The sequence below is a fragment of the Vibrio quintilis genome (genome assembly GCF_024529975.1).
In the GTDB taxonomy this organism is placed as follows: Bacteria; Pseudomonadota; Gammaproteobacteria; order Enterobacterales; family Vibrionaceae; genus Vibrio; species Vibrio quintilis.
In genome coordinates this window covers 175,471-194,469 of record NZ_AP024897.1, presented here as the reverse complement: position 1 = coordinate 194,469, position 18,999 = coordinate 175,471, and the positions used below count along the sequence as shown (strand labels likewise).

Sequence of the window (18,999 nt, the reverse complement as noted above, 5' to 3'; positions counted from 1 at the left end):
CGTATTAACCACTTCCGCTGCTTCATCATATAACGCACCTTGAATGGATTCACATACGTTCATCATACTGACTACCTAGCACTTACCCGAATTGTGGTTTTCAGGAGAAACGTCCTCTCACGATTCTGTTCCCACTCAGCCCAACGGCCAAGTTTCGTTACATTGTCCGAGCCGCTGCTTTATTCAGGCTCGTAGGTTCATCTGGTGATACAGACGGTTCACTCATAAAGCGGTGAACAACGCTTCATACGACTTCAGGTCGCACATACACTAATGAGTTACATAATCAAAAACCAAAGAAATTTATTTTTCAATGTAAGCTATTGAAAAAAAGTAAATCTCTAAACACAACAAATTCAGGTGTTACAGCTGATGTCCTTGAACAATACTCACCGCAAGGCTATGGGTTTATGACAAACCAAGTTATTGATGCCAGCTTATACGATAAACTTGATGATATCTGTGGGAAAAGGGATATTCAGGTAACTAACTGGTCTCAAATGGAAATTGAGAACTTTTTATCAAGAAGACCACACATTAGACGAAAATACTTCCCTGAATCTTGAAAGTGGATAAACAAGTATAAGTATCAACCTGTCTGTTTTAATAAATTTATAAATTGCAAATTGGAGCTAAGTGATCATGGAAACGAATAAGCCTTTGATTAAGCCATTTCGAGCGAATGCTCACCTTCTTAAGCTTCTTGGTGATGAACTAATAGGTGATGATCGGTTAGCCGTTTTTGAGCTGGTAAAAAATGCATATGATGCAAATGCCACAAGTGTGGACGTCACATTAAATTTAGAGTGTGGGAATCCTAACATTATTATCTGGGATCATTGCGGATTTGGTATGACCGAGAACGATATACTGAACAAATGGATGGAAATCGGGACCAACAGCAAACGTAGTGAAAATAAAGTCAGAACGCCCCCTCCACTCAGCCGCCTTCCTCTTGGAGAAAAAGGTGTTGGTCGGCTGGCAGTCCACAAATTAGGAAAGCAACTTACAATTAACACCAAAGCTGAAAACTCTCAAGAGTATAAAATCACGATTAACTGGCCCAAGTTAATTGAAGATGCAGAATATATCGAAGACACGCGTGTAACTATCACTCCTCTTGAAAAACCAGAATTTTTCGAATATGAAACAGGGACCAGAATTGAAATTGGCGCTTTGAATAACACTCACTGGACTCGTGGTGACTTAAGGCGCCTTAAACGCCTGTTAACAAGTCTGATTTCGCCTTTCAAAACAGTATCAGACTTTAATGTCAACTTATCGGTTCCTAAGCGGGAGAAAGATCTTGCGGATCTGCTAGAAGCTCAGGACATACTTGATAAGGCTTTGTGGACATATGACTTCATCATTGACGAAGATGGTAAATTCTCTTCTAACTACTCATTTAATCCCCCACAAACGTTCAAGGAACTGGCAGTCTCATCTTGTGAACAAGACGATGACCCACTTGAATTGCTGGAACCGAGTAAAGAGGAAGAACTTGCCCGAGACAAGGATGTCAGAGAATCCCTTTTACTCAAGTCAGCAGATTTGGAAGGTATTGGACCAATTTCTGGGACATTCTATATTTTCATGAAAACCCCAGCGATTCTGAGTGCCGTAGGCTCTCCTCAGCTAATAAAAGAATATTTAAAAGAACAGTCCGGCGTTCGCGTCTATCGTGATGGAATTCGAGTATTCAACTATGGTGAGGGTAAAGATGACTGGTTGGGATTAAATGCTGGTCGAATAAATATGCCTGGGAAAAAAATTGATACTGGGATGGTCATTGGTGGAATTGACCTCAATTTAGAAACGAGTTCCGGTTTGAAAGAGAAAACCAACAGGGAAGGCTTCGATGACAATGACACGTATAAACGTTATCGATGGATTGTTGCCAGTGTCATTGAAGACTTTCACATAAAACACAGAGAAGATCGTGAAGCTCTCGACGAATACTTAAAAGGAGATATCAAAGACGCTTCTCCCGCGACAACAAGATTTGCTGAAAGCATTGATGATGTAAAAAAATCAATAAAAAAACACGGTCTTGAAGAAGAGATGAGCAATAAAGTTGCTCAGATTGAATCTGACTATTACCAGATGCGTGAAGTAACACTTAGCTCTGGTATCGCTGGAATTAACCTGGCAGTGATCTTCCATGAAGTAGAACGAGGAGTTGATGATCTTAATGAGTCGATTAGAAAATCAGATGACTACGATACACTTTTAAAACGGGCAGAACATCTTGCTGAATTATTAGAAGGTTTCGCCCCTCTGTTACGTCGAAATGAGCAAAAGACATTCGATATCAAAGCTCTCACGCAGAAAATAATTCAGCTAAACCAACATAGATTTATGCATCATAATGTAGCTATTTCGTGCCCAATAAACAGTGGTGAATCAGAGTCGTTCAAAATTACTGCACCATACGGACTCCTACAAGCAACTTTAAGTAATCTTATAGATAATTCGATTCATTGGACTAAATTAAAATCTGAAATAGAAGGCGACAGTTTTCAGCCAGCTATACGCATCGATAGCCTTCCAAATTGGTTTAAAGAAGGTCCTGCACTAATTGTTATGGACAACGGCCCTGGATTTAGTCTAACTGCAGAAGAAGCGATTCAACCGTTCAAAACATCCCGCCCCGGAGGTATGGGCGTCGGGTTGTACTATTCAGATAAAGTGATGGAAACCATCGGAGGTCGGCTGCAAATATGTGATCCGGAAGACCTCGACCTGCCAGAGGCATATCAGGGTGCCGCTGTAGTGATGATCTTTGCTAGGAACTAATTAAATGAAGACCTTACCCGGTATCGTTCTAATAGACGATAAAAAAGATGATTTAGAAACTATTCAAGATAGCTTTATTCGTGCTGGCTATCCTTGTTTCCCAATACATTATCAAAATAATGAGCCCGATAACCCTTCGGGAATTAAGCATGTTAATTTAAACATGATCAAACCTCGTGTGATTATTACAGATCTTAATCTTCAAGAACAACAGATCAACCCAGTCCAATTGGTTGCCCCGATTGCTGAAGTACTCAAAAAAATAGCAGTTGACGGACCATATATTCTATATTTCTGGTCCCGAAATGCAGGGAAAGTACGAGAAGTCATGGAGTTAATTTCAAAACGATATTCCGATATCCCATATCCGTTGGATTGGGGAGTGTTGGATAAAGCACGGTTTATGAATCAACCAAATGAACTAACGGAGAGTGTGAAAGAGCTATTTACTAAAGACCCTGTATTCCATGCTCTGTATTCATGGGAAAACAGAGTAGCGACGGCTGCACAAGCAACGACAGATTCTCTCTTCCAGTTGGCTAGGCCTGCTGAGAAGACAACTCTTAGTCGTTTCCAAGAAACAACAAGCAAAAAGTTACAAACCATGCTGGCAGCAATTGGAAACGAAACATTAGGTGTGAAAAATGCGAAAGATGAGCCAGAGGTTGCGATTGAACTCGGTTTAGAACCAGTACTACATGATCACATACAGTCAATGTACGAGAAAATTGATCGTTCAGTATGGCTTAAGGCAGCAAATGGAATTGGAGAACGATTAGCTCAAGAATCCTATAGAGATGTTAAAGCCCAACTCAACTCTTTCTATCATATCGAAGAACTTCTCAGAGACGCCCCTAAAAACAAACGAGGCACATGGATCGAAGCTGATAAAAATTATTTTAGTAACGAATTATACGAGAAAAAAATTAAGAACAACCTCGGTCGAAATATTAAAACACTATTAAATGAAGAGTTTTTGGATAGTTCACAAGGTACAAAAGAATCAAGAAGAAAAGCTCACGCAGCTACGAGGCTCGGTTTTATAGAACTTTCAGCGGAATGTGATCAAGCACAACGAAAAACAAAACTTAACAGGTTCTTTTTGTCCGCTATGATCCCTAAAAAATACGAAGATTTCACATACTTCAGAGGAGGCAAGAGCGATACTGCACATGCTGGAGTCTATCGGTTACCTAATGTAGTCGTAAGTGATGAAGAGTATATTGTAAAAATAAGTTTCATGTATCAAGTAGGAGCGATCCCAGATTCTAATAAATGGCTGGGGGATCCTGTGTTTAGGCTGAAAGACCAAATTTTATCTGATATTAGTTATAAAGCCTCTCAGCATTCCGCTCGTCCAGGGATTATCCGTTTCGATTAAGCAAACCCATCACCACCTTCCCAATCTGCTGTGCCAAAAACGGCGGCACAGCATTTCCAACCTGCACATACTGCTGGGTTCTGTTACCTTCAAACAGATAATTATCAGGAAAAGTCTGCAATCTGGCAGCTTCACGAACGGTTAAGCTGCGACATTGCTTAGGGTCGTAATGAATAAAATAATGACCGTCTTTCGAGATGTGACTGGTGACAGTGGTAGAATATCTGTCCCGATACTGTGTACGGAACCGGTCTGCATGTTTACCGGTATGCCAGTTCGCATGTTCTGGCGCTAAAGATTCAGGAAAGTCTACAGATTTGGGGGAACGCCCTTCAAGCGATGTAAATGCCGCACAAAAGGCATAACGCAGCAAATCAGGTTCAATATGACCACGGGTTTCATGGTTTGCGACAAAATCTAACTGCTCATCAAACAACCATTGAGCAAGTGAATCGGGAAGTTTAGCCCGGGATCTTTTGTTGGTAAAACGGTGAGCAGAGCGGGGTAAATTCTGATGGGGTGTCAGATCTAACCGGGCTATTTGTTCATCAGTAAAGCGAAATCCCAGAATAGTTTTCAGTCTTTCAGCATGTTGAGTGATAACACCTTCCCAGGATGATGGTTCATCTTGTCTTTTAGAAAAACCACTACGCAGTAAAGGTAAATCCCCGATAGCCTGCCCTACAGTAAGCGGGGCTGGTGCTTTTTGAAGTGTTTCCGGCCTTGCCTGAATATCATCCCGGACCCCAAGCAAAATAACCCGGTGGCGCGCCTGTGGCACACCATAGTCTTCAGCCTTAATCAGAAAATCAGATGTATCGGCATAGTCTCCCAGTAAATCTTGAGTGTTTTCAACCAATGAATAAATACGATATTTATGTCCACACGGAGATTCAGTCATTACGCCCGGTTGACGTAAATCATCTAAAATCTGCGGGAAAATATATTTTCCTCCCACCTTTGCAGACAAGATACCCCGGACATTTTCCATTACAAATATTTCAGGTTCAGCCAGAGCGAGAACCTCCAGATATTCCTTATAAAGAAAATGACGGTGATCTTCTTCAGCTTTGTAATTTGCATTACCAGCATTCCGGGATCTCCCAGCCAGAGAATACGCCTGACAGGGTGGCCCGCCAATCAACACAACCGGGCCACGATGATTTTCTTTCAACTCACGGATTCGCTGATGAATCACATCATTTTCTTCACCCAAAGTCTTTGGACCAGAAAGTGTTTCTTCTACAGCATTCTTTGCCTGTTCCGGATAGATATTAAATAGTTCTTCCCGGGTAAGCTTTCCGCGAACATAGCAGTAATAATCTTTAAGACCTTGCTCATCATTTCTGATTTGCCGGAAAAAAGCACGGGTCGTTAATGTCTTATGAGCTCCGGGATCTTTTTCGACTGAAACCCCGATTTTGAATGGATGATTCCCATCAGGACTAATGCATGAGGCAAACCCTTCCCCAAGCCCTCCCGGGCCCGCAAATAAATCCAAAACGAGAATTCGACCATTTTTCATCTTAAATGCAATAACCTATTCAGAATAACCGCTAATCATACCCGGATGTTGTTATCAGGCAATCAATTTATATTAAATGATTACAATTATTGCGATTGGTATCTGTGAATATCAATCAACCCGCAACCCATCACTTCCAATCACCCCGCTCTTCTGCCCGCTCAGCAGCCAGGTTTTAATCAGTATCAGCAACATAGCTTCACTCAGCTTTCCTTTGCCGCGTAAGGCGCATTCCCAAATTACCAGCACCCGGATTCCCTGAGCTTTCAGAGCCTCGACATGTTTTTGATCCCTGAGTTTGTTTCCACCCAGCTTTTCCCGCCAGAATTCTGTCCGGGTTGCGGGTAAATGAAAGAAGTCACAATCATGCATATGCCAGAAACAGCCATGAATAAAGATAGCCGTATTCCATTTCTTCATCCAGATATCCGGCTTGCCCGGCAGGGTTTTCGGGGCAATACGAAAACGGAAACCATTGCGGTGCAGCAGGCTGCGGATTTTCACTTCCGGTTTGGTATCCCGGTTTTTAATCGCTTTCATATTCTTTGAACGGGTGGCTTTATCATGAACATCCACGAAGACTTCTCCGAAAGTGTTGATGGCTTGCATCAATCGTCAGGTCCAGTGGATAATCAAATCATGTCCACCATAAAAGCGGTATGACTCAGTTCACGAAAAACCGATGGGCACTCCTCATGCCTTTTGACAGACAAAGGGATTATTCTGAAGACTATCAACCCAATCACAACGTTTCAGGTCTGTGATATCAAAGAAGCGCCGGACCAGACACCCGTGATACAGCTGAAAAATCAGCAATCGCAACAAAACGTCGAATTACCCGGCAAAGTATTAGAAGCACAATTTGCCGCAGGTAATCATTTCCTGCTATTTGTCACCGAAGGCAGCCCTTTTGAAGAGGCACTGTATATCTACTATCTTGATCATGATTTACAGCTTGTCGAAACATTGGAACTTTCCGCAGTCTATGCAGAAGGTATGCTGCAAAACTTAGTGATGACCGGCTCCGGGTCCATGCAGTTTTCTTTCTTTGATCATGATGAACGCTGGACACTGTCTGTTTTACCCAAACCTGAATATTTTTTGCTGCCGGACAAATATCCGGTCAAAAGAAAACCCGCTTTTTTTCATCAGCGCTGGTTAAAGATCAAAAAGCAGTAAGCCAATTAACCGGCTTCGTCAGTCACACCCAAGAACAAATAATAAAGCCAATATCTCCAAATCATCTGAAGATGCATGTAGTTCAGATGATTTGGGGATAACAGTATGACGACCCTCACAGAAAACCATACTTTTTTCATACTTTTCCGCTGAAAAAATCAATTAATCTGACCTCACTTCAAACACCGGAATAACGGTGAACACTCAAATCATTCAACATGTTGCGACGAGGCATCACTATGTTCGAAACCATCCCTTACGATCCGGAACTGGCACAAAGAGCCCGTGAATTACTGCTGGAATTTCAGGAAAAGATGAAAGAGAAAGATATGAACCCGCACCAGATGGATCAGTTTCAAAGCTATATCAACAGCCTGATCACTGCGCATGCCATTCGCGCCAAAGCACTGGAAGACTCAGTCTCCGGGCTGTAATGCATTTGGGACCAGAAAAGCGGCCGGTTCACCTGCCCGGCAGAATAACGAAGCAGCAGAAACGCGATTTTCAGTTGGTGATTACTCACAAAATCAAACTGTTAATCCCCTTCCACTTTTGTCGTTAATCTATGGGCGTTATATAAAATTAAGTGAACACTTATCTCAAATACGTATAATCTTTATTCAACTTTAAGCACAAAAAGATCATCAATTATGTCTGGGTTAGGTTTTCGTCTTACCATCGACGGGGTGGAAGATGACACGCTGGTCGTGCGTGATTTTCAGGGCACCGATGCCATTTCTGCCGGAGCAGACGGACTGGGTAATCCGGTGTACGGGTATCGTTATCATATCAATATTGCCAGCCGCAGCGCGGGGCTGACGGCGGTGCAGATGGTGGACCACACCGCGTTGCTGGAAGTGATCCGCGATGGTTTTGTGCTCCAGCGGGTGCACGGTATTATCCGTAACTTCAGCCGGGGCGATACCGGCCATCATCACTCGTTCTATTCCCTGACGCTGGTGCCGTCTTTAGAGCGCTTAGCACTGCGTCGCAACAGCCGCAGTTTTCAGGATTTAACCGTGCCGGAAATCCTCTCGATTCTGATGAAAGAGATGGAAATCAATGACTACATTGATGGCATCAAACGTACCTGCGCTAAACGTGAATTCTGCGTTCAGTACCGCGAGAGTGATCTGGAATTCTTCCACCGGCTGGCAGCTGAAGAAGGGATCATGTACACCTTTATCCATCAGGCGGACAAACATATCCTGCTGCTGACCGATGATCCGGAAGGCTTCCCGACCCGTGATGAGCCGGTGCTGTATAACAACCTTTCCGGTGGCAGCAGCGACTTACCTTATATCTCGTCGCTGTCTGAGCATTATCAGTCTGAATCCAACAAGATTCAGATGCAGGATTACAGCTTTAAAAAGCCCGGCTACAGCTTTAAGCAGACTGCAGAAGCGGTGAACATCAACCAGCTGGAAACCTATGAATACTTCGATCACCCTGGCCGGTTTAAAGACGACGGCAACGGCAAAGCGTATACCCAAATCCGCCTCGATGCCCTGCGGCGGGAATATCACACCGCGACCGGCAAAAGTGACCAGCCACGGCTTCAGGCCGGGCTGCATTTTTATGTCGGTGACCACTTTGACCCGGCGATGAACCGGGACTGGATTGTGGTTGGTTCGAGCCATCAGGGCAGCCAGCCGCAGGCACTGGAAGAAGGCAGCAGCGCCGGTGCCACCACTTACGCCAACCAGTTTAAACTGATCACCGGCGATAAAGTCTGGCGGGCGATGCCGCAGCCGAAACCGCAGGTCGATGGCCCGTGTGTCGCGACTGTGGTTGGTCCGGATGGTGAAGAGATTTACTGTGATGAATTTGGCCGGGTGAAACTGCATTTTCCGTGGGACAGATACAGCAACACCGATGATAAAAGCTCGTGCTGGATCCGGGTGTCGCAGGGTTGGGCGGGGCCGCAGTATGGTACTGTGATGATCCCGCGGATCGGGCATGAAGTGATTGTCTCCTTCCTCAACGGCGATCCGGACCAGCCGATTGTGACCGGCAGAACCTATCATGCCAGCAATAAAGCGCCGTATGCATTGCCGGATAACAAAACCAAAACCGTACTGCGTACTGAAACCCATCAGGGCGAAGGCTATAACGAGCTGAGCTTTGAAGACCAGTCCGGCAGCGAGCAGATCTTTATTCACGGCCAGAAAGATGCTGATCTCATCACCGAGAATGATGAAATTCATCATGTGAAAAACGACCGGCATCTGACGATTGAAAACAACCGCTGGACGCACATTAAAAAAGACAGCCACTTAACCGTGGAAGAAGAAACCCGCGAAAAAATCACCGGTAATCAGAGCCTGGTGATTGACGGCGACATGCATATCAAAGCCGGAAAAGTATGGGTCAATGAAACCGGCACGGAAGTGCACATCAAAGCGGGTGAAACCGTGGTGCTGGAGGCCGGTAACGAGCTGACCCTGAAAGCCGGCGGCAGCTTCGTGAAAGTCGATCCGGGCGGTGTATCGCTTAAAGGTGCAAAAATCGGCCTGAACTCCGGCGGCAGCGCAGGCAGTGGCAGCGGCTATGCCGGGGAAGATGCCGAACTACCGGCTGAGCTGGAATACATCAAAGGCCCGAAAAGCGCCAAAGGGGGCGGCGGTGGCGGCGCAGACCCAAGCGGCTCCGGCGGCGGCAGTGCAGGCAGCGGTGCGATTGAGCAGACCAACGGCGGCGGTGCTGGTGGTGCTTCATCATCCGGTGGTGCGGGTGGTGGTTCAGCTGCTGCTTCATCTGGCGCGGGTGGTTCTTCTTCATCTGCTGCCACGTCAGGGAGTGCAGCCGGGGTTGCGGCATCCACAGCAGCTGAAAACATGCCGAAAATTACCAAACAGGCACTCAAACATGCGGAAGAAAAACATGCAGCGGCGGTGAAACCCTGCCCTTACGCAGACGGAGGTGATTCATGAGTGAAGCATTTAACCTCTGGCTGGCTGAACCCGGAGCATCGCGTTACTGGTTAACGGGGTATCTGGCATTTGAGCAGTCGCAGCAACACGCGGCAACCCATGAAACACTTCAGGCAGCACTGGCTGATGCTGATGTTTTATTCTCCGATCAGACTTTTGAACAAGTCATGAATATGTCACCAAGGCTGATGCGGGCTGAAACGGCCTGCCAGCTCCCGGCCGAAATTCTGACTCAGGGAATCGGGCTGGAAAGTCAGACAGATTATCCGGCGATGCTGGCACATTTACAAAGCCTGCTGATGGCCGCACTGGATGGTGAAGAGGTGTTGTTCCGCTTTTACGATCCGCAGGTCATTCTGCCGATGCTGGTAACCATGTCCCCCGGCGAAGTGGATTTACTGCTGGGAAACCTGAATGGCATCACCGGGTGGCATGAGCAACAACTGGTGAGTTACACACGCAGCCACACCACCGATTTCGCCCTCCGGACTGAGACCTGGTGGAAGATTCAGCCACATCATTTAAAACCGGTTTACAAACCTGAGGTTCATGCCCGTTCACTGGAGCGTTACTGGTGGGAGAAAATCCCCGCCACGATGAATATTCCGGATGACCCGTATGCCATGATTTTGCAGGCACTGGAACGGGCACAACAACTGAACTACAGCGACACACAGGCAGAACTGCTGGCATTAAGTACGCTGGCGCAGGCCACACAAACCCCGGCTGATTCGCTGGCTGAAGTGTTTCATTTCACGGCAGAAGAGCGCAATACGCTGTACAGAATCAACAAGGAGAATCAGGCATGAGTGCAACCGGCGCAGGCAGTCACTGCACGACGTGTGAAAAATACGACCACTGGATTGAGCTGATGGTGGTGGATGAGCACAACCAGAGCTTTGATAAAGTCAAAGGCACGCTGACCGATGGCAGCGGCAAAAAACACGATATCGAAATCAGCGATCAGCCGCTGTTGGTGGAAGGGTTAGCTCCGGGGCGGGTAACACTCAGCTTGCAGAAAAAACCATGGCTGAAACAGGCGCAGGCGCGCACCCCCAATCAGGCAGACGATGACCCGGTGCAGCAGTGGCTGGATGACAACCCGACCGGTCATGAGGCAAGTGAACGTCAGCTTCAGAATGCCACCATGGGTGATTTCGTTTCCAAAGGAAAAACCCAGAAAACCCTGCCGGAACGTCACCGGGCAGGCAAGGCGGCAACATTGAAGCTGGCAACAGACCAAAGCTATGTGGTGAAAATACAGGGCGCGAACTACATCACCCTGCGGCTGGGGATGTTTTTTGATGGTACTGCGAATAATACCTATAGTGCGGACTGGGGAAAGAAAAAACTGGATGCCTACGCAGGCACCTGGCGCGGCCATTATCTCGCCAATAAAGATAAGCCTTACAAAGACTGGCCAGCAGAGAGTCTGGAATTCCCCAATGACGACGACTTTCACTGGTTCTGGCAAAAGGATGAAGACGTTGAAAGCAGCGCCGCCAATGAATGGACCAATGTGCAGAAGTTATATGAGCGTTATGTCGATAATATTTTAAGCGATGATAATAGAGCTTTTTATCATCGTGAATATATAACCGGAATTGGCACCGGTAACAGTACGGAGATCGCGAAAGCCGATGAGTCCACCTTGAGTCAGGGATTAGGCACCGGAAATTATGGCGTCACAGCTAAAGTTTCGACCGGCATCGAACAGATTTGTAAAAATCTTCCAGAGATAGTCGATTCCATTGCCCGTTACTCCTCAAATATTGTCGATGGCTTCAGTAAAATAGAATGTGATGTCTTTGGTTTTAGCCGGGGAGCCGCAGCAGCACGCCATTTTATTCATACTGTGTTGGCTGGAAAAAAAAGTCAGTTTGCTAAAAAGTTACGTCAAACCTGTCAAGAAGAACAAATATTCCTGACACCAATCTTTGACTGGCAGAGCAATGACCAATGTGAAATTACTTTTGCCGGTATTTTTGATACCGTGGCTGCCGTTGCCCAGATGACACACTTTGATTTTACCCCGCATAATAATCGTAACGGCAATGTACGACTATGGCTGGATCCAAAACGGGTGAAACATGCGGTGCATCTCACCGCCTCATCCCAAACAGAATATCGTTATAACTTTTGCCTGAACCGGTTTAATCCGGCAAAAAATTTTCATGAACTGTCTCTGCCCGGTGCCCACTCGGATATTGGTGGCGGCTACTTTTCCCGGATGTCTTTTTCGCCAGATTTTCTGCTACCGTTATTTGAACACAAGCAGATAGCCAAAAAGACCCGGATGATCGACGATGACTGGTTCTCTGAGCGCGAGTATCAAAGAGTAAAAGCACACCTGACAGAGAAACTGCAAAAAGATTACCGAAAAGAGGCAGAAGCAGGCTGGAATATGGCCGATTATCAGATCCGGTTCGAAAAAGAGAAGATCAAGCGGGGAAACAGCGATCGCAGTGCCCTGTGGAAAATCACCGGCAAGTTGTATATTCAGCGTATTGTTGAGGGTGATTTATCCCGTTTGTATCTTCGGGTGATGTATGGGCTGGCTGAGTTTTATGGTGTCCCGATGCAGGAAGAAGATATGACTGGAGATTATTTAATTTGGGATAAACAATCACAAGATCCTAACGCGAAATACTACTGGATACCGGATTCATTGTTTAACCCTGTTACAAGCACTCACTTTCCTTTTGGAGAACTATGCCAACAAGCATTGCAACTAGCCAAACAAGGCGACATTCACTCTCTGCATCGCCTGTTAGAAGACAAGCAGATATCGGAGCAACTGATACAACTCAATCTGGTGCACCACTCATCTTCAACCGGCATCGCCAATCCACCGAACATCAAACATGGGCATTATGAACGTGAAGTATTTACCTGTAACAAAAATAATTAATTTTGGTTTAAGCTGTATTTTTACATCAGTATCAATATTTGGCTGCGCCTATTCTGCCCCGGAAGACATGCCTGCATGGAAAATAACGATTGCCACGCCCAGCCTCTACTACGTTGGAATAACCGAAGCCTATGGAGTCAATATTCAAGAAGACTGGACAATGTTAACTCATGGTTATTCAATGCTGGGGAATCGAAGTAGTCTTGATAAAGCCCGACGATGGCTTGGTGGGCAATATGATGGCTTTGGTATACCACTCCATACATTCGTTAATACCTCAGGGGTACAAATTGGTGGTGGCACCAACGTTTTACCCGACAGTATCTATATTTACTGGATATCTTATATTCATCAGCCAAAGTTTTATGCGACCAGATATGATATACCGGAAAAGGTGCGTCAGTTTATCCAAACCAGACGTACCTATATTCGGCGCGATGGTGTGAAACGTTCATGTTATAAAACTAATTTTGTGTTTGGTTTATTACCCGATGGCCATGCAAAAGTCTGGCTGGATGGATGTGCTACCTATACCTATATCACTGAATTACCACCTGCTGTCATTTCAAACAAAGACATCAAAGGATTTAATGCAGAGCGATATGCTGACGGGGATAAGCATTTAAAGCAAAAAGCAACAAGAGCTGGCATCACAACACCGCTTTATCCAATTCCGTGGGATAAAGTCAACAAAGTTTATTGGGACCATAAAGCAGATAAAGTCGATTCAATTGAGGATTATCTGTCAAAGTCTGGTCAGTAAGCTGATGATACAGATTGGTCGCATTCCTATATTCGGATACTAAGGAGCCACAGCCGGGGAAAGGAAAGTCTTAGCAGCACTGAAAAGTGACCAGATACTCCGGTGTATATGATGGCACTAAATAAAATATTACCATTTCCCGGCGGTGGCCATGGTTCGATGAAAATGGAGCGCAATCAGGATTTTTCATTTAGTTGCTCAACACTCAAATACATATTAAAAATGATATAATTCATTATCAGTAAAATCATGTAATGAATTATTACAGATAGAATCAGACAACCTGACAAGGTATTTATCCATCAGGCTCCAACGGCTGGAATATTCAAAATAAGGAGAACAAAATGCCAGATAATGTCCACATAGTCGTCCGGGGAGAGACACTCACATCTATTGCAAAAAAACATAGCGTCACTACCACGACTTTGCTGATGCTAAATCCTTCTTTGAGAAAAAACCCTAATCATATTATACCGGGAATGGCTATCATCATCAGAGGGACAGGAAATAGCTTGGATCCCAGAATTTCAAAAATGGTATTCAATGGGGAAAAACTTAATATTTATTCAATATCCGATCGGTTGGTCGTATCATATTCTGCGATATCAGGGCTTCCACCTCATGCTCCACATCTGGCCCAGTTAATAGCAAAAGGCCGGAAAGATCTCAATGTAGATGTGGATTATACACAGTCCAAATATCAAAATGTTAATGGAGCAGGACCAATTCCGGAAGACACATACAAGCTCAAGCTGAAGCTAAACATGCCTTATGATAAATCCAAAGCAGCCGGCGATGGTGCTGGATGGGGAGAAGGTGGCTGGATATTGACTGAGAGTCTGACCGGGAAACTGGATAACTTTTTTGGGGGAAGATATGGATTCTTTCTACACCATGATGGTGGTGCTAAAGGAACGTCAGGCTGTATAGGAATCAGGAAAGCCAAAGATATGAAGCAATTAAAAGCGCTTCTCTCCAGAGCACAGATGAAAGGACAACAGATTGTCCCGATAGAGGTGAAATACAAATGAAGTTTGAGCGGAAAAAACACATTGCTCTATTGTCTTTAGCTGCTGTTTTTTTTATTGGTTATGTCATCTGGTCGCAGCTTTATATAAATCACATGTCAAATATCCTTTCATCAGAAAGGGTCCGGGTATTGAATATCGCCCGGAGCCTTGAGCTTTGGAAAAATATTACGATAAACGATAGTGGATATTTTTATCCGGATAAGTTATTTAAAAACGAAGAAATAGAATTAAAAGAAATAAATCGTAGCAAATCGGAAACCGGCATCAACAAAGGCGAAAAAATGTACATTTTGTACTATAAAAAGGATATCGATGAAACAAAATTTCAACGTTATTTTTCTGACCTTGTTCTGGATAATTATTTTTATCTGATCACCGATGCCGATGGAAAAATTAAAGAACTTTTCTGGGATAAGCCGTAAAAGGAATCCCAGTCTCCTCCGGATCAACCGAAGATTAAAACCTATAACATTCACATGAAAAACATCAAAACCATCCATTTAATCCGCCATGCCAAATCCAGCTGGGATGACCCGACGCTGGCAGATCGTGACCGGCCCCTGAACCCGCGGGGGATTTGCACCAGCCGGATGATGGCACGGCCTGTTCACGACGCCGGATGTCATTTTGAACAGGTATTTTGCAGCCCGGCAGTCAGAGCGCAGTCCACCATTGAACTGATTCATCAGTCATTGCCGGAGATTAAGTTCCGGTGGAAAACAGAAAAAGCGTTATATACCTTTGAAAGTGATGATGTGCTGCGCTGGTGCCGCAAGCTGGATGACGAAATGTCTGACATTGTGATTGTCGGCCATAACCCGGCACTAACAGATTTTTGCCACCAGCTCAGCGGAGTGGATCTGAATAATATTCCAACCTGTGGTTACGTAAAGCTGGTTTCTGTTTCCCCCTGCCAGTGGAAAAAAATCAACAAAAAGACGTTTGATCTTGCTGTGTTTTTAAAACCCAAACGTCTGATGAGAACAGCAGATTAATAAATAAAATACATGTTCAAAATCAAATACATTGCACACACCAATAACTCACATTGACCTTTGGGTAAAGGATCACATCTTGCTTCAAACCTGCGACAATATTTTGTTCAATGATTACTTGACCAATTTTTTTCTAATGCTAGATTATGGGATCAGTTGAGTATTAGCGTAGTAGTGCTAAAACCCAAACATGATTAATAATAAAAAGTGCAGATTTATTCAGGGATGACTGCTGCAATGATCCAGTGCAGAGAAGAGCTGCTGACAAGAAAAGTGCGATGCACTCAAAGTGTCAGACAACCCGCTGAAAGCATTTGAAGGCAGCAAATGAATATGAAATATATCTTATACCCAAGCAACCTGAAGATGCATGATTCAGGTAGCTTGGGTATATAACCATTCGGTTTTAAAAATTTATTTCAATACTTTTCAGGAAATCCAGGAATATCATCTGTACGAACCAATCCGCCCCTGGCTTCAGAATAGAACAATAGCCAGTCAAATCCGGGGGCTCGCCGGAAACCAGGCAATGATGTAAAAGTGAGGTTTATCATCAAAAGAGGCAGTAACCAGAGGTGCGGTACAGGAACACAAAGGCGGTGAAAACAGTTTTCGCACTTTGTTCACCTGACTCCGGGTCTGTTGATCTTTAGTAGAGTGATGGAAATATGCGTAATTACACAGCAACAGTTCAGGTATTAGTCAATCAGGATATCGACAGAATCTTCATGCAGTTTCCTGATTTGGGGCTGACAAAAAAACAGTTCTCGGTCGTTTATATGTTCGCAAATGGTTATAGCGACAAGAATATTGCTGCTCATACAGAAACATCGATTGATAATGTCAAAAACCATATTGATGTCGCCCGGAAGAAACTGAACTGTGGCACCCGGACAGACCTGCGGATGGTGTATCTGACCCGGTTAGTCAGCACTGTTTTAAACCGGTAAGCCTGCCTGCTCTTCTGCGCAGCTTTCCGGAGGCACTACCCGGTGACACTCCGGCTTTGACCAATGAATCCTCCCGCCAGGCACTATTTTTTATAGGCAAGCACCAGCCAGTGGAAACCATACCATCCGGCCTGACGAAAGGGAGCACAGGCCTGAGTGCCGCTATTACTGGTAATTTTACGCGCGACGCCTGTCGTGTGGGATTTTTCGTGATTTGTCTGATCAATATAAGTCCCCACCAGATAAATATCATAAGTACTCACACTTGTACCAGCCGGTGGATAAACCCGTGTACACGAACTACCGGATGAACCGGTCACGATCACAGGTTTACCACTGTTGCCACTTCCTTTCGGAAGTGTCGCGTAAACTGAGCTGGCATTATATCCTTCAGCGTCAGATAACTGAGAACTGGCTGAACTCGCCAGCGCCGCATCTCCTGTCACTTTGGTTTCTCCGGCACAGGCCGGATGCATACCAGATAAAATCAGCATGGATAGTAATCCCGGTATAGCATTGTTCATGATAAAGCCTCCTTTTATCACTGAGATCTTTTATAACTGAGATGACTCGACACACATTTGTGTCACTTTCAAATAAGCATCCGTCATTTTTTTCCACTGTTGATTGCCGCCCTGCAGCCGGACAAAATATTTCGCGTATACCTTCCAGCCACTGCCATCATCTTCTTTCTTAAAATAAGGCGTGAAAGAACCCAGACTGCTGAACTTATTGCCACTGGTTTGCGGCTCAAGTGACTTAATCATCACATCAATTTTTGCAGAATGGCCTGCCGGGCATTGAAACTCAGGGATGAAAGTGCCGCTTTTGACGATCACTACCCTTTGCAATCCGGAAGCAACACTATATTGCGAGCCATCCTTGTTACGTAAGAACAGGCCTTTCACGTTAGTGATCCAGGTGGTCCCCCCGGTATCCCAGTCGGTACCGGTCAGCGTCGTGGAACCATCACGCTGAACCAGCGCTTCGTGCTCCACCTCACTGCCAATCCGGCCAAACTGAATCACAAACTCTTTACTGTCGCGATTGTATTGCCCGTTTGGCAGGTCAGATAACGCAGCCAGATATGTACTGCGGATTCTTTGGTCAGACTCCTGATGGAAAGGCACAAGAATTTCCATGCCCGGAACGGTATCGCCGTCCGACAGTGTGATGTACTTGCGGTGAATGGTAATTTGTTCACCGATGGGAGTGTAATCAACCCGCTTGCAAAGGCCGGATTCAAAATCACTGACACTGCACTGTTGCAGGTAATCCGGCATAAGTGCATCGACAGATGCAGGCAGGGAAGCAATGTCATTAAATGCAACCCCCGCATTAAATTTATCGGCCTGATACGTTTTGATCACCTCCCACAGATACGCGACCTGTCTCTTTAAGGTCTCCGCCTCGGTATTGATTCTGTGCTGATTAATCAAAGGAATACTTTCAGCGGCCAAAAAGCTCAGAATGACCACAGCAATGGCCAGCGTTAATAAAGTAAACCCGCCCTGTTTCTTATTCACGACCAGAGTCCTATAGCGTTGCACAACCCGTCTTGCTGTTCACATAACTGTTTTGTGACATGTCATTGCGTGTGATCGTGCGGGTAAAGAAGAGATTTTTACCCGCGTGACTATCAGCAATTTCATAGAAAGGCTTTGCGGTTTGAATGGATGAAAAGTGATATTGAACGGTAACCAGCGCCGGTTTTGTATAAGTGGTACTGCTCGTGGTATGAATGGTTTTCCGGCTGACACGGACAGAATACTCCGCCGTTTTTTCTGACCAGTCCTCCGTCAGCAACCCTTCACTGACCAGCTTGTTTACCGTAATGTCCGACAGGTTCTCCGGACAGGTACTTTGCAGACTTGCAAGTTTGATCTCATTGACTGATGCATCCGATAACTGCTTCACATCAGACAGTATTTGCTGCTGTTCAGAGCAGAGGATCAAGCGCGGTACAACGGCATTCAAAACCAATGTCAGCAGTACCGCGGTTATCGCTACCCTGAGATTCAATTCGAGTAACGTCATCATCACCCTACATTGTTATGGTAATGGTATTGCCGTTCACGGCTAAGGTGTCACACCCGTCGGCCACTGTACATTTTTCCCGGCTTTGTGAAGCCAGCGTGTCGGCGATCTGGTTGATTCGATCGGGGTCACTCGGAATCGTAACAACGATGTCGCGCAGGCCAGGGTTTGATGAGTTCGTTTGATAAGTAATATCCCCCCCAAACGAGTTGGCTGATTGTCCCGGCGTACTGCCGCAGTAATCTTCCGTCAGGTATTTGTCATCACAGAGCTTTTGCATCGTGATTTCGCTGTAGTTCGGACGGGCTTTTTTAGCCTGATACGCCGCTGTCCCGACTTCAATCACCTCCTTTTCTAACCCGGAAAGGTGAATATTAAAAAAGATACCGGGAAGGACGCTCAAAGCGAGAAAAAGGATGACCGTCAGCACAATCACGGAAAAAGAAGCGTCGATAGAAGCAAAACCTTTCTGCTGGTTTCTGTGTGTATGTTTCATTG

Annotated in this window: 19 protein-coding genes; 13 read left to right on the top strand and 6 right to left on the bottom strand. The window is 45.2% G+C overall.

The features are described from left to right. The first annotated feature begins 323 nt into the window (after positions 1–323). The 3 genes from OC443_RS00940 to OC443_RS00930 all read left to right on the top strand — a co-directional run bounded on the left by OC443_RS00940 (position 324) and on the right by OC443_RS00930 (position 4,177). Positions 324–566 (top strand): hypothetical protein, encoded by a 243-nt coding sequence (locus OC443_RS00940; RefSeq protein WP_143169244.1) that lies wholly within the window; start codon positions 324–326, stop codon positions 564–566. Positions 567–642: 76 nt separating this feature from the next. Next, positions 643–2,796, top strand: coding sequence for an ATP-binding protein (locus OC443_RS00935; protein WP_073580719.1), 2,154 nt, complete (start codon positions 643–645; stop codon positions 2,794–2,796). A gap of 4 nt (positions 2,797–2,800) precedes the next feature. Continuing rightward, complete coding sequence (locus OC443_RS00930; RefSeq protein ID WP_073580717.1) at positions 2,801–4,177, top strand: hypothetical protein; 1,377 nt, start codon at positions 2,801–2,803, stop codon at positions 4,175–4,177. Here the strand turns inward: OC443_RS00930 and OC443_RS00925 are convergent. Next, positions 4,161–5,702, bottom strand: a complete 1,542-nt coding sequence (locus OC443_RS00925; RefSeq protein WP_073580715.1) for a DNA cytosine methyltransferase — start codon at positions 5,700–5,702, stop codon at positions 4,161–4,163. The genes OC443_RS00930 and OC443_RS00925 overlap by 17 nt on opposite strands. 111 nt (positions 5,703–5,813) lie before the next feature. Further along, the gene (locus OC443_RS00920; protein WP_200796900.1) at positions 5,814–6,311 is read right to left on the bottom strand and encodes a very short patch repair endonuclease; all 498 of its coding nucleotides are present in this window, start codon (positions 6,309–6,311) and stop codon (positions 5,814–5,816) included. Between the two features lie 93 nt (positions 6,312–6,404). Here OC443_RS00920 and OC443_RS00915 point away from each other — a divergent pair, with 93 nt between their 5' ends. The 10 genes from OC443_RS00915 (at position 6,405) to OC443_RS00870 (ending at position 16,464) form a co-directional block, all read left to right on the top strand. Continuing rightward, positions 6,405–6,881, top strand: coding sequence for a hypothetical protein (locus OC443_RS00915; protein ID WP_073580713.1), 477 nt, complete (start codon positions 6,405–6,407; stop codon positions 6,879–6,881). Positions 6,882–7,120: 239 nt separating this feature from the next. Further along, entirely contained in the window at positions 7,121–7,315 is a 195-nt protein-coding gene (locus OC443_RS00910) for a hypothetical protein (RefSeq protein ID WP_073580711.1), read from the top strand. A gap of 216 nt (positions 7,316–7,531) precedes the next feature. Then, positions 7,532–9,814: a type VI secretion system Vgr family protein gene (locus OC443_RS00905; protein WP_073580709.1), complete on the top strand. Its 2,283-nt coding sequence runs from the start codon at positions 7,532–7,534 to the stop codon at positions 9,812–9,814. Next, positions 9,811–10,623 (top strand): DUF4123 domain-containing protein, encoded by an 813-nt coding sequence (locus tag OC443_RS00900; protein WP_073580707.1) that lies wholly within the window; start codon positions 9,811–9,813, stop codon positions 10,621–10,623. The genes OC443_RS00905 and OC443_RS00900 overlap by 4 nt, the downstream gene beginning before the upstream one ends. Further along, positions 10,620–12,725: a phospholipase effector Tle1 domain-containing protein gene (locus tag OC443_RS00895; RefSeq protein WP_073580705.1), complete on the top strand. Its 2,106-nt coding sequence runs from the start codon at positions 10,620–10,622 to the stop codon at positions 12,723–12,725. The genes OC443_RS00900 and OC443_RS00895 overlap by 4 nt, the downstream gene beginning before the upstream one ends. A gap of 67 nt (positions 12,726–12,792) precedes the next feature. Continuing rightward, the gene (locus OC443_RS00890) at positions 12,793–13,488 is read left to right on the top strand and encodes a DUF2931 family protein (protein ID WP_234976339.1); all 696 of its coding nucleotides are present in this window, start codon (positions 12,793–12,795) and stop codon (positions 13,486–13,488) included. A 344-nt stretch (positions 13,489–13,832) separates the two neighbouring features. Beyond that, positions 13,833–14,519 (top strand): LysM peptidoglycan-binding domain-containing protein, encoded by a 687-nt coding sequence (locus OC443_RS00885; protein ID WP_073580703.1) that lies wholly within the window; start codon positions 13,833–13,835, stop codon positions 14,517–14,519. Beyond that, complete coding sequence (locus tag OC443_RS00880; protein WP_073580701.1) at positions 14,516–14,941, top strand: hypothetical protein; 426 nt, start codon at positions 14,516–14,518, stop codon at positions 14,939–14,941. Before OC443_RS00885 ends, OC443_RS00880 begins: the two co-directional genes overlap by 4 nt. A 54-nt stretch (positions 14,942–14,995) precedes the next feature. Beyond that, positions 14,996–15,514, top strand: a complete 519-nt coding sequence (locus OC443_RS00875) for a SixA phosphatase family protein (RefSeq protein ID WP_143169243.1) — start codon at positions 14,996–14,998, stop codon at positions 15,512–15,514. 668 nt (positions 15,515–16,182) lie between these two features. After that, positions 16,183–16,464, top strand: coding sequence for a helix-turn-helix transcriptional regulator (locus OC443_RS00870; protein ID WP_073580699.1), 282 nt, complete (start codon positions 16,183–16,185; stop codon positions 16,462–16,464). 83 nt (positions 16,465–16,547) lie between these two features. Here the strand turns inward: OC443_RS00870 and OC443_RS00865 are convergent, their stop codons facing one another. Genes OC443_RS00865 through OC443_RS00850 form a run of 4 tightly spaced genes read right to left on the bottom strand, consistent with a single transcriptional unit; the run spans position 16,548 to position 18,997 of the window. After that, positions 16,548–16,988, bottom strand: a complete 441-nt coding sequence (locus OC443_RS00865) for a hypothetical protein (protein WP_143169242.1) — start codon at positions 16,986–16,988, stop codon at positions 16,548–16,550. A gap of 30 nt (positions 16,989–17,018) precedes the next feature. Beyond that, positions 17,019–17,990, bottom strand: coding sequence for a type II secretion system protein (locus OC443_RS00860; RefSeq protein ID WP_073580695.1), 972 nt, complete (start codon positions 17,988–17,990; stop codon positions 17,019–17,021). A gap of 10 nt (positions 17,991–18,000) precedes the next feature. Further along, entirely contained in the window at positions 18,001–18,504 is a 504-nt protein-coding gene (locus tag OC443_RS00855; protein ID WP_083601544.1) for a hypothetical protein, read from the bottom strand. A gap of 4 nt (positions 18,505–18,508) precedes the next feature. Then, entirely contained in the window at positions 18,509–18,997 is a 489-nt protein-coding gene (locus OC443_RS00850; protein WP_073580693.1) for a prepilin-type cleavage/methylation domain-containing protein, read from the bottom strand. Positions 18,998–18,999: the final 2 nt, after the last annotated feature.

What these genes read in the sequence shown, in the direction of transcription:
- OC443_RS00935 (WP_073580719.1), top strand. Translation starts at nt 643, where the DNA reads ATGGAAACGAATAAGCCTTTGATTAAGCCATTTCGAGCGAATGCTCAC.
- OC443_RS00930 (WP_073580717.1), top strand. Translation starts at nt 2,801, where the DNA reads ATGAAGACCTTACCCGGTATCGTTCTAATAGACGATAAAAAAGATGAT.
- OC443_RS00925 (WP_073580715.1), bottom strand. Translation starts at nt 5,702, where the DNA reads ATGAAAAATGGTCGAATTCTCGTTTTGGATTTATTTGCGGGCCCGGGA.
- OC443_RS00920 (WP_200796900.1), bottom strand. Translation starts at nt 6,311, where the DNA reads ATGCAAGCCATCAACACTTTCGGAGAAGTCTTCGTGGATGTTCATGAT.
- OC443_RS00910 (WP_073580711.1), top strand. Translation starts at nt 7,121, where the DNA reads ATGTTCGAAACCATCCCTTACGATCCGGAACTGGCACAAAGAGCCCGT.
- OC443_RS00905 (WP_073580709.1), top strand. Translation starts at nt 7,532, where the DNA reads ATGTCTGGGTTAGGTTTTCGTCTTACCATCGACGGGGTGGAAGATGAC.
- OC443_RS00900 (WP_073580707.1), top strand. Translation starts at nt 9,811, where the DNA reads ATGAGTGAAGCATTTAACCTCTGGCTGGCTGAACCCGGAGCATCGCGT.
- OC443_RS00895 (WP_073580705.1), top strand. Translation starts at nt 10,620, where the DNA reads ATGAGTGCAACCGGCGCAGGCAGTCACTGCACGACGTGTGAAAAATAC.
- OC443_RS00890 (WP_234976339.1), top strand. Translation starts at nt 12,793, where the DNA reads ATGCCTGCATGGAAAATAACGATTGCCACGCCCAGCCTCTACTACGTT.
- OC443_RS00885 (WP_073580703.1), top strand. Translation starts at nt 13,833, where the DNA reads ATGCCAGATAATGTCCACATAGTCGTCCGGGGAGAGACACTCACATCT.
- OC443_RS00880 (WP_073580701.1), top strand. Translation starts at nt 14,516, where the DNA reads ATGAAGTTTGAGCGGAAAAAACACATTGCTCTATTGTCTTTAGCTGCT.
- OC443_RS00875 (WP_143169243.1), top strand. Translation starts at nt 14,996, where the DNA reads ATGAAAAACATCAAAACCATCCATTTAATCCGCCATGCCAAATCCAGC.
- OC443_RS00870 (WP_073580699.1), top strand. Translation starts at nt 16,183, where the DNA reads ATGCGTAATTACACAGCAACAGTTCAGGTATTAGTCAATCAGGATATC.
- OC443_RS00865 (WP_143169242.1), bottom strand. Translation starts at nt 16,988, where the DNA reads ATGAACAATGCTATACCGGGATTACTATCCATGCTGATTTTATCTGGT.
- OC443_RS00855 (WP_083601544.1), bottom strand. Translation starts at nt 18,504, where the DNA reads ATGATGACGTTACTCGAATTGAATCTCAGGGTAGCGATAACCGCGGTA.
- OC443_RS00850 (WP_073580693.1), bottom strand. Translation starts at nt 18,997, where the DNA reads ATGAAACATACACACAGAAACCAGCAGAAAGGTTTTGCTTCTATCGAC.